Consider the following 13,946-nt stretch of genomic DNA (forward strand, 5'->3'; position numbering starts at 1 on the left):
CGCCCTTTTGAACCGCCCGGCCTTTGGCCCCTATATGCAGCTGCTTGGCGCCAACCGCGCCTATGAACCGGCTGCACTTGCCGTGATCTCCTTCGGCATCACCTGGGGTTGCCTTGGGTTGATCCAACTCGTTTCACGCTACCAGAAGGGCGCGCCTCCCAAGGCCTGAGGACAAGATTTTCATGAGCTTTTTGACACTTAGCAATATCAAGAAATCCTTCGGCTCCGTACAGGTCGTCCATGATTTCAACATGGCCATCGAAAAGGGCGAGTTCGTCTCCTTTCTAGGCCCGTCGGGCTGCGGCAAGACCACCGTGCTGCGCATGATCGCCGGTTTCGAAATCCCGACCGGCGGATCGATCGTCATCAACGGCAAGGACCAGACGACGCTCAGGCCCAACCAGCGCAATATCGGCATGGTGTTTCAGGCCTATGCGCTGTTCCCCAACATGAACGTCTACGAAAATGTCGCCTTCGGGCTCAAAGTCGCCGGCAAGCCGAAAGCCGAGATCGATGCACGCGTGAAGGAAATGCTCCAGCTCATCCATCTGGAGCATTTGGCGGATCGTTACCCCTACCAGATGTCAGGCGGCCAGCAGCAGCGCGTGGCGCTTGCCCGCGCATTGGCCCCGAAGCCGGAAGTGCTTCTGCTGGACGAGCCGCTTTCCGCGCTCGATGCCAAGATCCGCGTATCGCTGCGCGAAGAAATCCGCCAGATCCAGAGAAAGCTCGGCATCACCACAATTTTCGTGACCCACGATCAGGAAGAGGCCCTGTCGATCTCCGACCGTATCGTTGTCATGAATTCCGGCCGCGCCGACCAGATCGGTTCGCCCTTCGATATCTACAACAAGCCCGCGACCCGGTTTGTCGCCTCCTTCGTCGGCACGCTGAACCTGATCGACGCAACCGTCGTCGATTCCTCTACCAGCACGATCCGTGTCGGGGAGCAGAACGTGACGCTCCACAAGCCGGTCGATGTTGCAAACGGTGAAAAAATCACCCTGGCCTTGCGCCCGGAAGCAGGAGCTCTCGGGGCTGACGCAAAGGGAGACGTCGCTATTTCCGGTATCGTCACCTCAAGCCAGTTCCTGGGTTCGGTCATCCGAACCCGTCTTGATCTTGGCGGTTCGACCTTGTCTTTCGACATGTTCAACGATCCCGGCACCGCACCGCCCGCCCTTGGCGAACAAGTAACGCTTAAATTCGCGGCTGGTGATCTTATGGTGATCAAAGATTAAATGGCTTTTCTCCAGCGTCGGAAGCAGATAGAGCAGGTATAATTCAAATCTGCTTACCGACGATGTGAGGCCAGGATGCGCGCGCTTTTTTACGAACTGTTCGGCGAGACCCCGATTGTGGCATCCCTGCCTGATCCGGAACCGACCGATGGCGGCGTGGTCATCGAAGTGAAGGCGACGGGCCTCTGCCGCAGCGACTGGCATGGCTGGATGGGCCACGATACGGATATTCGCCTGCCGCATGTCCCCGGCCACGAATTCGCCGGCGTTATCGCTGCGGTCGGAAAGAACGTTACCAGGTTCAAGACAGGCGACCGTGTCACCGTTCCCTTCGTTTCCGGCTGCGGCCGTTGCCATGAATGCCGCTCCGGCAATCAACAGGTGTGTGAAACGCAGTTCCAGCCCGGCTTCACCCATTGGGGTTCTTTCGCCGAATATGTCGCCATCGATTACGCGGACCAGAACCTTGTTCATCTGCCTGATACGATGAGCTACGCCACTGCCGCCGGTCTCGGCTGCCGTTTCGCCACGTCCTTCCGGGCTGTGACGGACCAGGGTCGCCTGAAAGGCGGCGAGTGGCTGGCGGTACATGGCTGCGGCGGCGTCGGCCTCTCCGCCATCATGATTGGCGCAGGCCTCGGCGCTCAGGTCGTCGCCATCGACATTGCGGAAGACAAGCTCGAACTTGCCCGCCAACTCGGCGCAACCGCCACCATCAACAGCCGCTCGGTTGCCGACGTCACGGAGGCGGTGCGCGGTGTGACCGGCGGCGGCGCGCATGTCTCTATCGACGCGCTTGGCCACCCGCAGACCTGCTGCAATTCCATCAGCAACCTGCGCCGGCGCGGGCGCCACGTTCAGGTAGGGCTGATGCTGGCCGATCACGCCATGCCAGCCATCCCCATGGCCCGGGTGATTGCCCACGAGCTGGAGATTTACGGCAGCCACGGCATGCAGGCATGGCGCTACGAAGACATGCTGGCGATGATCGAGAGCGGTAAGCTCGCGCCCGAAAAACTGATCGGCCGCCACATCACCCTTTCCGATGCCATCACCGCCCTTCCCGCCATGGACCGTTTCCAGGAAAGTGGCATCAGCATCATCGACCGGTTCGAATAACAGTCACAGCCGGAACGTCCCGGAAAATGCCGTTTGTCTAGACGGCATCAGGCATTCCTGCGTCCGAACGGCCGGACTGCCATCCCCGCGCGATTTGGCGCGGCCTCCGGTCTTCTGGTCGGCGGTGCAACCTCATTGAGAGCGGGCGTATAATCCTGGGTAACTGGAGCACGTTGCTGACGTATGGTCGGCGGACGGGGTTCCGGTAATTCGACGACCTCCTCGATATCTTCACGCTCGAGACGAGCGTTTCTGCTACCCGACCGATAGTACCAGCGAATGCCCCTGCGCAGGAGCACGAACAGGCCCACGAGCAGCACAAACCCACCTATCAGTCTCCCTATAGGCTTAGCCGCCTCCGAAGCCGCCGCACGTTTTTTGCGGTCCTCGACGGTAGGGTCAAATCCAAGCATACTGGAAATGCCCTTAAGGCCCACCTCGTCCAACTTCACGTATTGGTCGCCATTATAAAGAACATAAGCGTCGCCACTACTGCTGTTCAGATAGCCGAGGTCAAAGAACTTCCCTTCCACCACGAAAGTCGTTTGATTGGGCAAGTCGTAGACCCTGTCGATCGTCTCACCGCGACTGAAGCCAGGCACCGCAAAAAACCGAAAACGCTTGGCATCGGCATCCACAGCAGACGCGAACAAAAATATCATGGCGACGTAAACCAGCGCAATCTGATTCATATCTCCCCCGCAATACAAAAATATCGGGATATATTTCTACAATCGCCTTAATATAAAATTTAATCGATGACTATTCATTTAATTACTTTGAAAATACACAGATGTAATTTTGATACTTATAATATACACCAATATAATATACTCCTCTTCCGCCGCAAACGGACGCACAGAAAAAGAAGCATCGATAAAGAGGATTGAAAATGCTGTTTCTCGACAGCGTGACCATGAAGGAAACTCCGGACCGAAGGGACGAATACCCCTTTACCGTTCCGGCGCTGCGCCAGCTGGAACGCCTCGAATTCAAGACGCCGATCACCTTTTTCGCCGGCAATAACGGCTCCGGCAAATCCACGCTGCTGGAAGGGCTGGCGGCCGGAATGACGGCCTATGCCATCGGCAATCATGGACAGGTTGCCGGCGACCTCTATCTTCAGCATGCGGAAACCGTGGCCAAGGCATTCTATTTCGCCCGCAAGAAATACCCGAAAATCCGCATGTTCATGCGCGCAGAAGACGTGCTTGGCTACATCCGCAAGCAGAATGAAGAAACCCTGGATGACTTTCGCTGGGAGCGGGAAAAAGCCCTGAAAAGAGGCGAAGATTTTCCCGAGGAAACACCGGACACTTTCAGGCATATCGTTAGAAGCAACGTCATAGACCGGCGTTCGCATGGCGAGGGATTTCTCGATATCATGCAGCAGCGCCTGCACGGCGCCGGCCTTTATTTTCTCGATGAACCGGAAAGCCCTCTTTCACCGCAAAAGCAGCTGGAGCTTGCAGCCCTCGTCCGTCACACGGCAGATAGTGGCGGGCAGTTGATCATCGCAACCCATTCGCCGGTACTCTTGGCCATTCCCGAAGCGACGATTTATTACTTCGACGAGAGCGGCATCACCGAGCGTCTTTATGATGAGCTGGAAAACATCAGTTTCCTGCGGCGCTTTCTTGATCGTCCATCAAAATTCCTGAGCGATTAGGAGCTGATAAGGCTTGAAATCGCGCATCGCTTGCCGCATGCCCATTAGCAACATGTGAATTAGAAAAAGAAGCAGGCTTATGTCTCCCACCACCACACCGGCAGCTGCCCGGCCCCTGAACAGGCAGGACTACAGAACTCTCGGCCTTTCGGCCCTCGGCGGCGCGCTGGAGTTCTACGATTTCATCATTTTCGTGTTTTTCGCCACCGTCATCGGCCATCTGTTCTTCCCGCCGGAAATGCCCGATTGGCTGGTGATGATCCAGACCTTCGGCATCTTCGCCGCCGGTTATCTGGTGCGGCCGCTGGGCGGCATCGTTCTCGCGCATTATGGCGATCGTTATGGCCGCAAACGCGTCTTCGCCTTCTCCATCCTGCTCATGGCGCTTTCGACGCTCGGCATGGCGCTGATGCCGACCTATGCCACCATCGGCGTTGCGGCCCCCATCCTGCTCATCGTCCTGCGCATGCTGCAGGGTGCGGCCATCGGCGGCGAAGTGCCGGGTGCCTGGACCTTCGTTGCGGAGCACGTGCCCTTTCGCCGCGTCGGGCTCGCCTGCGGTTTTCTGACGTCCGGCCTCTCTTTCGGCATCATGCTCGGTTCGCTGATTGCCTTTGCCATCAATTCCCTCTTCTCGGCAGAAGATGTGGCGGCCTATGCATGGCGCATTCCCTTCCTGCTCGGCGGCATATTCGGCCTGATTGCCGTCTATCTGCGCCGCTGGCTGGAAGAGACTCCGATCTTCATGGAGATGAAAAAGTCGAAGTCGCTGACGGACAAGCTTCCGCTTGGCCTCGTGCTGAAGCACCATATGCGCGGCGTGATCATTTCCGCGCTGCTGACCTGGGTTCTGTCCGCAGCCATCGTCGTTACCACGCTGATGACGGCAACCTTCCTGCAGAAGCTCTATGGCTACACACCGACGCAGGCGCTGGCAGGCACCAGCTTCGGCACGCTGTTCCTCATCTTCGGCGTCATCATCGCCGGCGCATTGATCGATCGTGTCGGCTCCGGCATTTTCTTCATGGCCGCCAGCATCTTCTTCGGCATCGCCACCTTCACTTTCTACAGCTATGCCGGCACATCGCTAGAAACCATGTTCGTGCTTTACGGCGTGATGGGCCTGTCGGTTGGCATGGCGGGTGCGGTGCCCTATGTCATGGTGCGCGCCTTCCCGGCCTCGGTCCGCTTCTCGGGCCTCTCCTTCGCCTACAACGTCTCCTATGCCATCTTCGGCGGGCTGACACCGATTGGCGTAACGATGGCGCTAGCCGTCAATCCAATGGCGCATGCGTGGTATCTGGTGTTCATCGCCGCCCTCGCCTTCTGCATCGGCGTTTACCTCTATCTGCGCGGCAGCGAAATCGAAAGCCATGTCGGCATAGAGGAACTGGCGGCCTTAAGGTCGTAAGCCCACCGACGACACAAAAAAGCGCGGGCAGGACCCGCGCTTTTTATTGCAAAAACGGTGGCCGAAACGTCAGGCCGCGCTGTCGATCTCCTCGGCACCGTTTACCGGTACGTAGTTGAGCACGGGTCCGAGCCAGCGCTCTACCTCTACCAACGGCATGTCCTTACGACGCGCATAGTCCAGCACCTGATCGCGTTCCACCTTGGCAACACCGAAATAGTAGCTCTCGGGATGGCCGATATAGAGGCCGGAGACGGAGGAGCCGGGCCACATGGCGTAACTCTCCGTCAGCTCCACGCCCGCCGCGTTGGTAGCGTCGAGCAGGGAGAACAGGGTTTTCTTTTCGGTATGATCAGGCTGGGCCGGATAACCGGGCGCAGGGCGGATACCGGCATAGGCCTCGCCGATCAGCTCATCGCCGGCAAGAGCTTCTTCGGGCGCATAACCCCAGAATTCCTTGCGCACCCGCTCATGCATACGTTCGGCAAAGGCTTCCGCAAAACGGTCGGCCAGCGCCTTGACGAGAATCGACGAATAATCGTCATTGGCCCGCTCGAAGCGTTCAGCAATCGCCACCTCCTCGATACCCGCCGTCACGACGAAGCCGCCGACATAATCGGCAACGCCGCTATCGACAGGCGCGACGAAATCGGAAAGCGCCACATTGGGGCGTCCGTCACGCTTGGAAAGCTGCTGGCGCAGCGTGAAGAAGGTCGCCAGTTCTTCGGAGCGGTTTTCATCCGTGAACAGCCTGATGTCGTCGCCCACCGCATTGGCGGGCCAGAAGCCGATAACAGCCCGCGGCCGGAACCATTTTTCCTCGATGATCTTCTTCAGCATCGCCTGCGCATCGGCATAAAGCTGCCGCGCAGCCTCACCCTGCTTCTCGTCTTCAAGGATAGCGGGATAACGACCCTTCAGCTCCCAGGTCTGGAAGAACGGCGTCCAGTCGATGTAACGGGACAGCTCCTCAAGGTCATAGGTCTCGAACACCTTGGTGCCGAAGAATTGCGGCTTCACGACACTATAGGTCGACCAGTCGATCTTGTGCGCATTCTCGCGGGCGCGGGAAAGCGGCAGACGCTGCTTTTCGCGCTCATTGCGGGCGTGCGCCTCCGCCACCTTGGCATATTCAGCCCGGATGCCGTCGATATAGGCTGGCTTCTGCTCGGCGGAGAGAAGTGCGGAGACGACGCCCACCGCACGCGAGGCATCGGTGACATAGATCGCCTGGCCCTGTTCGTAACGCGGATGGATTTTCACCGCCGTATGCACGCGGCTCGTCGTTGCGCCGCCGATCAGCAGCGGGATGTTGAAACCCTGCCGCTCCATTTCCGCCGCCACATGCACCATTTCATCAAGCGATGGCGTGATGAGACCGGAAAGACCGATCACATCGACCTTTTCGGCAATGGCCGTCTCAAGGATCTTCGTCGTCGGCACCATGACACCGAGATCGATGATCTCGTAATTGTTGCAGGCAAGAACAACACCGACGATGTTCTTGCCGATATCGTGCACGTCACCCTTCACGGTCGCCATCAGCACCTTGCCGGCGGCCTTGTTCTGCTCACCGCCATTCAGGCGCTTTTCCTCTTCCATGTAAGGAAGCAGCACGGCGACGGCCTGCTTCATCACGCGGGCGGATTTCACCACCTGCGGCAGAAACATCTTGCCAGAGCCGAACAGGTCACCGACCACGTTCATGCCCGCCATCAGCGGCCCCTCGATAACGTGCAGCGGGCGGGCGGCCTGCTGGCGCGCCTCTTCCGTATCGGCCTCGATGAATTCGGTAATACCGTTGACCAGCGCGTGTTGCAGCCGCTTTTCGACGGAAAGCTCGCGCCAGGAAAGATCCTGCACCTTCGCCTGTTTTTCACCCGTGCCGCGGAAACGCTCCGCCACGTCAAGCAGCCGCTCCGTCGCGTCGTCGCGGCGGTTCAGCACCACATCTTCGCAGGCCTCGCGCAGTTCCGCATCGATGTTGTCGTAAACCGCAAGCTGCCCGGCATTGACGATGCCCATATCCATGCCGACCTGGATGGCGTGGTAGAGGAACACGGCATGCATCGCCTCACGCACCGGCTCATTGCCGCGGAAGGAGAAGGACAGGTTGGAAACGCCACCGGAAATATGCGTCAGCGGCATGGTTTCGCGGATGGTCTTGGTGGCTTCAATGAAGTCCACGCCGTAATTATTGTGCTCCTCGATACCCGTGGCTACCGCAAACACGTTCGGATCAAAGATGATGTCTTCCGGCGACAGGCCCGCCTTTTCGGTCAAAAGCTTGTAGGCGCGCGTGCAGATCTCCACCTTGCGCTGATAGGTATCCGCCTGCCCGACCTCGTCAAATGCCATGACCACGACCGCAGCACCGTAATTGTGGACGAGCCGCGCCTGCTGGAGAAACTTCTCCTCGCCTTCCTTCAGCGAAATAGAATTGACGATCGATTTGCCCTGCACGCATTTCAGACCGGCTTCGATGATTTCGAACTTGGATGAGTCGATCATCACAGGCACGCGGGCAATATCAGGCTCGGCGGCAATGAGGTTCAGGAACTCCACCATCGCCTTTTGCGAGTCGATCAGGCCCTCATCCATGTTGATGTCGATGATCTGCGCACCGTTTTCCACCTGATCGCGGGCGACAGCCAGCGCCGCCGTGTAATCGCCGGCGGTGATCAGCTTTCGGAAGCGGGCCGAGCCGGTGACGTTGGTACGTTCGCCCACGTTGACGAAAGGAATGTCCTTGGTCAGCACGAAGGGTTCGAGACCCGAAAGCGACATGAAGGGCTTGTGCTCGGGAATCGGGCGCGGCTTGTAATCCTTGACGGCTTCGGCAATCGCCCGGATATGCTCGGGCGTCGAGCCGCAGCAACCGCCGACGATGTTGACAAGACCGTCGCGGGCAAAACCCTGCACCTGGCGCGCCATCATTTCGGGTGTTTCGTCATATTGCCCGAATTCGTTCGGCAGGCCGGCATTCGGATAGGCGCAGACGAAGGTGTCGGCCACATCCGAAAGCTCCTGCAGATGCGGACGCATGGCATCTGCACCAAGAGCGCAGTTGAGGCCGATGGTGAAGGGGTTGGCGTGTCGCACCGAGTTCCAGAAAGCAGACGGCGTCTGGCCGGAAAGCGTGCGGCCGGAAAGGTCCGTGATCGTGCCTGATATCATCACCGGCAGACGGATGCCCTTGGCCTCGAAGCGCTCCTCACAGGCGAAGATTGCTGCCTTGGCGTTCAGCGTATCGAAGATCGTCTCGATGAGGATGATATCCGCGCCGCCATCGATCAGACCGTCGATCTGCTCGCCATAGGCGATGCGCAGATCGTCGAAACTGACGGCACGGTAACCAGGATTGTTGACATCAGGCGAAATCGAGGCGGTGCGGTTGGTCGGGCCGATAGCGCCCGCAACGAAACGGCGGCGGCCATCTTCGCGCTCAGCCCGCTGGGCAGCACGGCGGACGATCTGCGCCCCTTCGCGGTTGAGATCGTAGACGGCATTTTCCATCTCGTAGTCCGCCTGCGCGATGCGCGTCGACGAAAACGTGTTGGTTTCGAGAATATCCGCGCCCGCCATCGCATAGCGATAATGGATTTCTTCGATGGCATCAGGCTGGGTCAGGATCAGAAGGTCGTTATTGCCCTGCTGGTGACAGGCGCAGCCGATAAAACGATCACCGCGAAAATGATCTTCATCAAACCCCAGCCCTTGAATCTGCGTGCCCATTGCGCCGTCGAGAATGAGGATACGTTCGCTGGCGGCCTGGCGCAGCGCGCGCAAAATTTCCGCGCCGTCGCGCTTTGCCCCTTTAGGGCCGAACAGATCGTCAAACACGGGCGCACTCCTCATTTCGATTTGCAAGATCGCAAGCCGTCAAGTCACATAAAGATATGTTTATGTCAATATATCTTCAAGGTATAGGTATGGCTTTGCGTCGTTGCGGCAGACTACGAAATTTCACTGACAGATGACAGGTTTATGCAGCAAGGATATAAGCCGAAGCAGCAAACCGTATGGAGGACGAAATGCCCGAGGACGACCACAACAACCGGAACTGGAACACCTTGCCATGGCATCGCCAGTGGCTGGTCAAACAGGCCGATGGGCTTTTCGACTTCTTCCAGTACCGCGCCATCAATCCCGCCGGCGGCTTCTTCGATCTCGACGCCAAGGGTGCGCCGCTGCAGAAAAACGACCCCGTGCGCGGCATCCATGCCTCGGCACGCATGGTGCATTGCTTCTCCATCGGCCACCTGCTCGGACGGCCGGGCTGCGGCGATATCGTCGACCACGGCATGACCTACCTCTGGAACAATCATCGTGACAGCGAGCACGGCGGTTATTTCTGGCAGGTCAACGATGGCGGCCCGGTGGACGCCACCAAACAGGGTTATGGCCACGCCTTCGTGCTTCTGGCCGCTTCCTCCGCCAAAACTGTCGGCCACCCGCTTGCTGACAAGATGCTGGCCGACATCACCGAGGTTCTGGAAACGCGTTTCTGGGAAGAAAAACACGGCGCTATCGCCGAGGAATTTAACCGCGACTGGTCACCCATCGACAATTATCGCGGCCAGAATTCCAACATGCATCTGACCGAAGCGCTGATGGCCGCCTACGAGGCGACCGGCGACAGCCATTACCTGACAAAGGCCGAACGCATCGCCGATCTCGTCATTCGCCGCCGCGCCGGTGAGCTGGATTTCCGCGTGCCGGAGCATTTTGACGAGAACTGGACGCTCGACAAGGAGTATCGTGGCAACGAAATGTTCCGCCCCTCCGGCTCCACTCCCGGCCACTGGCTGGAATGGGCGCGCCTCATACTGCAATTGTGGGTGCTGGGCGAACGCCGCCATGACTGGATGCCGGTGGCGGCAAAATCGCTCTTCGTGCAATCCATGGCGCTTGGCTGGGACCGCGAAAAAGGCGGCTTCTTTTATACGCTCGACTGGCACGACAATCCCGACAAGACGGCAAAGCTCTGGTGGCCCATGTGCGAGGCGGCGGGTGCAGCCCACTTCCTCAACGAAAATCTGCCGGCGGACGAATTCTACGAAGACAGCTACCGCCGCATCTGGAGCACGATCGCCAACAATTTCATCGACCACGACAATGGCGGCTGGCACGAGGAGCTGACGGAAAATCTGATTCCAGCCAACACGCTTTTCCCCGGCAAGGGCGACATCTACCACGCGCTTCAGGCCTGCCTGATCCCGCTATTTCCGGCAACGGGAAGTTTGACGAAAGTGATCAAGGAAGGCGGCGGCTCCTATTGAGGCCGCTGCAAGAATGAAGCATCTGACACGCTCCGTCATACCGGACGTGATCATGCTGACACCCCGGATCAAATCCGGGGTGTCGGCATATCGAGGCGCCTCAAAATCCGATAGTTTCCTCGAAATCATCCCAGGACTGGTACATTTCATAACGGCCGATACCCGGGATCGGCACATGTCCGTAATAGGGTGAAAGCTGGAACTCGGCGGCAGCCTCGCTTTTGCCGGCAACGGCGCTCACATAGATCGCGGAGGCGAGCCCGGTTCGGTTGGCGCCGTGTTCGCAATGGATGAGGATCGGTTTTTCAGCGTTGCGCAGCACGGCGACGAGCGTTTCCGCTTCCTCCACCGAGACCTTCTCGCTTGAACTCAGCGGATAATCGACAAGCCGGACACCGTTGTTTTTCGCTGCCTGGCTTTCGGCGTCATACCAGCCTTCACGCTTTTCATCGCGCAGATTGATGATCGTCTTGATGCCGTAGGCCTTGGCATAGGCCGTGATGTCCTTACCGCTCGGCTGGGCCGAACGATAAAGTTCGCCGGGGATGACCTCGTGAAAATTTCCGGTCAGCTGGCCAATGCCCATATGCGCGCCGGCCAGAACCGGCAGAGCCACCAGGCCAATGGCGGCAATTTTCAGAAACTTCAGAACTATACGCAAAACCTAAACCCGCAACATTCATCGGACGGGTGGGCAGGTGGCATTGCAAATCGGCGAAAACAAGTCCCGCAACGGCGAAAGCGGCCTCGGCGTGGCCGGCAACGACGCGGGCACCTTTACGAACCCCTTGCGAAACAAGGGGTTCAGGCGACAGCACGAAAATGTTCAAGAAACCGTGAGGGTCGGAAGCAGCGACAGCCGTTCAATCGAATTCTGCAGAAACGATGGTGACGCGCCATTCCAGCCGTTGCGGATCTACCGTTTCATTGTTGCGCAGTCGGAAAGAGCGGCAAGCGGCAAAGGTCTCTCCAGCCTCGATCCGCCTTTCACTCACCTGATAGGGATCGAAGGCGACGGAGGCGCGGAAGGCAGGCTCGAACCCTTCAAGCGTATAGGTCAGGCGCTGCACGGCAACATTATTGTCGTTGCGGAAGCTGACGCGGATCGGCAATGCCGCATCCGTGCACGCCGCATCGAAGCTAGCCGTCGCAATGACATGGTCGAGCCGCTGGCTGCCGCGCTGCCAGTCGTAAATGACAAAGGCGGCGGTGGTTCCCCAGATCAACAGCAGGCAGATGACGACCGGTTTGAGGTGCCGCGGAAACGCGATGAGGGTGAGAAGAAGAATGGCACTGAGAACGGCTCCGACAATCACGTCGCCCCTCCCCCATGAAAACTAACCCGCATGCGATCCTGTCCTCCCTTGCCCATTCCTGCCCGCAACATCAGCCCTATCCAGGTGCCGAAACACCGGCATTGCCGCAGACCGGCACAACTCTATGGTCGTGCCCCTCGCTGTCAAGACAACCAAGCGTGACCCCGCTTCCGTCGCTTTGACAAGGCGGCGAAAGGAACCAAACGCCGTTGAAGGCGTTCGCCGCATCAGAACAGCATGACGGGGCGGTAAAAAACGTCGCGATTTGGGCAAGGAAGGCCGGCAACTCAAGGGAACAGTCTGCCCCTTGGAACCGCCGATCTCCAACCCATATTAAATGCACCTAATATATGTTATAGAAGTCAATCAGCTCAGGGAGAAAAACGATGAAAACGCTGATCGTAACGTCACTCTTGGCCCTGTCCGCCAGCACCGCGATGGCTGCGGATGCCGTCTACGAAACCCCGGCGCCTCCGGTCGCGCAGGAAACCCTGCCGGTATTTACCTGGTCTGGTCCGTATCTTGGTATTCAAGGCGGCGCAGGCTGGGCGAACGGCGATTTTTCGGCTGGCGGCCCCGTCGCGTCGGATAGTTTCGATGGCGGCATTCTGGGCGCTTTTGCCGGTTACAATTACCAGTTCGACAATAATTTCGTCCTCGGTATCGAAGGCGATGTCGATTATAACTGGAACGACAATGACTATGCCGGCGTGAACATCGGCACCGACTGGCAGGGCTCTGTTCGTGGTCGTGTCGGTTACGCTTTCGACCGTGCCTTGATCTATGGTACCGCCGGCTGGACAGCGACGCGCGGTTTCATAGAAACGCCTGGCGCCGGCAAGGATAGCACCACGTTCAACGGTTACACCGTCGGCGCTGGCCTGGACTATGCCTTCACCGACAATGTGTTCGGCAGGATTGAATATCGCTACAATGACTATGGCGACAAGGACATCTTCGGCGTCAACACCGATTTCGACCAGAGCACCGTCAAGGTCGGCCTTGGTGTGAAGTTCTGATAGCGTCGACAAACGTCAGCAAAAGAGCCCGGCCAAGTGCCGGGCTTTTTCTTTGTCGGAACGCCGCACCAGCTTCGCCCTGAGACTCTAAAAACGTGGAAATGTGAACATCGCAAAAATGAGATATTCACGGACCGTTCAGCCGGCCCGTGCCATCATGCGGGCATAATGAGCCTCTATCTCCCGAAGCAGGCTTATGGAGTAGCCCTCGATGAAAAAGATCATTCTTACAACCCTTGCCGCGCTGGTTGCCACCGGCAGCGTCTTCGCGTCCTACGGCACCGCTGCCGCGCAGGACTATCCCTATCGTCCGCGCTACGACCGTGGCGGCCCGCCCCCACCGCCCTATCGCGAACACCGCCGCCACAATGATGGTGCTGCGATTGCCGGCGGACTGGCTGCAGGCGTTATCGGCGGCCTGATCGGCGGCGCAATCGCTAACGGCGGCAACAGCGGTCCCCGCTACTACGAGCCACCGCCGCCGCCCCGCCCACGCTGCTGGTTCGAAGACCGCCGCGTTCCCAATTCCTATGATGGCGGCTGGCACACCGAAAGCATGCGGGTCTGCGACTGACCCCATAGCTGAAAGTCCGTAATGAACAATCCGATCAGTCTAAATGGCTGGTCGGATTTTTTGTTCGATGAGCAAAAACCAAGGAATGCGCAATGATCGATGACGTGTCGACTTGCTATACGGAATCGCACCAACTCGTTCAAAATATAAGAAAAATGGTGGGCCCGGAGAGACTCGAACTCCCAACCAAGCGGTTATGAGCCGCCGGCTCTAACCATTGAGCTACAGGCCCTTTCGGAAAAATTATCCGAAACACCGGCTTCGCAATGGTTCGAATCCGGTGGGTCACGCTCTAACGTAATTTTTACGGCCCGA

The 13,946-nt window shown here is 58.3% G+C and carries 11 protein-coding genes, 1 tRNA gene and 1 pseudogene; 8 read left to right on the forward strand and 5 right to left on the reverse strand.

Going from position 1 to position 13,946, the window contains the following annotated elements; translation table 11 throughout:
* From T18_RS27755 to T18_RS16740, 3 genes and pseudogenes are all read left to right on the forward strand, one after another.
* A pseudogene (locus T18_RS27755) lies at nt 1–169 on the forward strand (ABC transporter permease); the annotation flags it as partial.
* Nucleotides 170–182: 13 nt separating this feature from the next.
* The gene (locus T18_RS16735; RefSeq protein WP_003513332.1) at nt 183–1,241 is read left to right on the forward strand and encodes an ABC transporter ATP-binding protein; all 1,059 of its coding nucleotides are present in this window, start codon (nt 183–185) and stop codon (nt 1,239–1,241) included.
* A 75-nt stretch (nt 1,242–1,316) separates the two neighbouring features.
* Nucleotides 1,317–2,360 (forward strand): zinc-dependent alcohol dehydrogenase family protein, encoded by a 1,044-nt coding sequence (locus T18_RS16740; protein ID WP_038491686.1) that lies wholly within the window; start codon nt 1,317–1,319, stop codon nt 2,358–2,360.
* A gap of 47 nt (nt 2,361–2,407) precedes the next feature.
* On the opposite strand, the gene T18_RS16745 is transcribed toward T18_RS16740, so the two are convergent.
* On the reverse strand, nt 2,408–3,052 hold the full coding sequence (locus tag T18_RS16745) for a hypothetical protein (RefSeq protein WP_038491689.1): 645 nt from the start codon (nt 3,050–3,052) through the stop codon (nt 2,408–2,410).
* Between the two features lie 200 nt (nt 3,053–3,252).
* Between T18_RS16745 and T18_RS16750 the strand changes: the two genes are divergently transcribed.
* Complete coding sequence (locus T18_RS16750) at nt 3,253–4,029, forward strand: AAA family ATPase (protein WP_038491692.1); 777 nt, start codon at nt 3,253–3,255, stop codon at nt 4,027–4,029.
* 79 nt (nt 4,030–4,108) lie between these two features.
* Nucleotides 4,109–5,440 carry an MFS transporter gene (locus tag T18_RS16755; protein WP_035198632.1) on the forward strand — a complete coding sequence of 444 codons (1,332 nt, stop codon included), beginning with the start codon at nt 4,109–4,111 and terminating at the stop codon, nt 5,438–5,440.
* Between the two features lie 69 nt (nt 5,441–5,509).
* Here T18_RS16755 and metH read toward each other — a convergent pair whose 3' ends face one another.
* The gene (metH, locus tag T18_RS16760) at nt 5,510–9,283 is read right to left on the reverse strand and encodes a methionine synthase (protein WP_038491697.1); all 3,774 of its coding nucleotides are present in this window, start codon (nt 9,281–9,283) and stop codon (nt 5,510–5,512) included.
* 179 nt (nt 9,284–9,462) lie between these two features.
* Here metH and T18_RS16765 point away from each other — a divergent pair, with 179 nt between their 5' ends.
* Complete coding sequence (locus tag T18_RS16765) at nt 9,463–10,722, forward strand: AGE family epimerase/isomerase (protein ID WP_038491700.1); 1,260 nt, start codon at nt 9,463–9,465, stop codon at nt 10,720–10,722.
* Between the two features lie 100 nt (nt 10,723–10,822).
* Here T18_RS16765 and T18_RS16770 read toward each other — a convergent pair whose 3' ends face one another.
* Entirely contained in the window at nt 10,823–11,383 is a 561-nt protein-coding gene (locus T18_RS16770; RefSeq protein ID WP_003513343.1) for a dual specificity protein phosphatase family protein, read from the reverse strand.
* A gap of 202 nt (nt 11,384–11,585) precedes the next feature.
* A complete protein-coding gene (locus tag T18_RS16775) occupies nt 11,586–12,038 on the reverse strand; it encodes a hypothetical protein (protein WP_003513344.1) in 453 nt (150 codons plus the stop codon).
* A gap of 386 nt (nt 12,039–12,424) precedes the next feature.
* On the opposite strand from T18_RS16775, the gene T18_RS16780 reads away from it, so the two are divergent.
* Nucleotides 12,425–13,057 carry an outer membrane protein gene (locus T18_RS16780; protein ID WP_003513345.1) on the forward strand — a complete coding sequence of 211 codons (633 nt, stop codon included), beginning with the start codon at nt 12,425–12,427 and terminating at the stop codon, nt 13,055–13,057.
* A gap of 211 nt (nt 13,058–13,268) precedes the next feature.
* Complete coding sequence (locus tag T18_RS16785; protein WP_003513347.1) at nt 13,269–13,631, forward strand: hypothetical protein; 363 nt, start codon at nt 13,269–13,271, stop codon at nt 13,629–13,631.
* Between the two features lie 156 nt (nt 13,632–13,787).
* On the opposite strand, the gene T18_RS16790 is transcribed toward T18_RS16785, so the two are convergent.
* A tRNA-Ile gene (locus tag T18_RS16790) sits at nt 13,788–13,863 on the reverse strand.
* Nucleotides 13,864–13,946: the final 83 nt, after the last annotated feature.

Origin of the sequence: Rhizobium sp. TBD182, assembly GCF_001950375.1 — a bacterium.
Lineage (GTDB): Bacteria > Pseudomonadota > Alphaproteobacteria > Rhizobiales > Rhizobiaceae > Agrobacterium > Agrobacterium tumefaciens.

What these genes read in the sequence shown, in the direction of transcription:
- T18_RS16735 (WP_003513332.1), top strand. Translation starts at nt 183, where the DNA reads ATGAGCTTTTTGACACTTAGCAATATCAAGAAATCCTTCGGCTCCGTA.
- T18_RS16740 (WP_038491686.1), top strand. Translation starts at nt 1,317, where the DNA reads ATGCGCGCGCTTTTTTACGAACTGTTCGGCGAGACCCCGATTGTGGCA.
- T18_RS16745 (WP_038491689.1), bottom strand. Translation starts at nt 3,052, where the DNA reads ATGAATCAGATTGCGCTGGTTTACGTCGCCATGATATTTTTGTTCGCG.
- T18_RS16750 (WP_038491692.1), top strand. Translation starts at nt 3,253, where the DNA reads ATGCTGTTTCTCGACAGCGTGACCATGAAGGAAACTCCGGACCGAAGG.
- T18_RS16755 (WP_035198632.1), top strand. Translation starts at nt 4,109, where the DNA reads ATGTCTCCCACCACCACACCGGCAGCTGCCCGGCCCCTGAACAGGCAG.
- T18_RS16765 (WP_038491700.1), top strand. Translation starts at nt 9,463, where the DNA reads ATGGAGGACGAAATGCCCGAGGACGACCACAACAACCGGAACTGGAAC.
- T18_RS16780 (WP_003513345.1), top strand. Translation starts at nt 12,425, where the DNA reads ATGAAAACGCTGATCGTAACGTCACTCTTGGCCCTGTCCGCCAGCACC.
- T18_RS16785 (WP_003513347.1), top strand. Translation starts at nt 13,269, where the DNA reads ATGAAAAAGATCATTCTTACAACCCTTGCCGCGCTGGTTGCCACCGGC.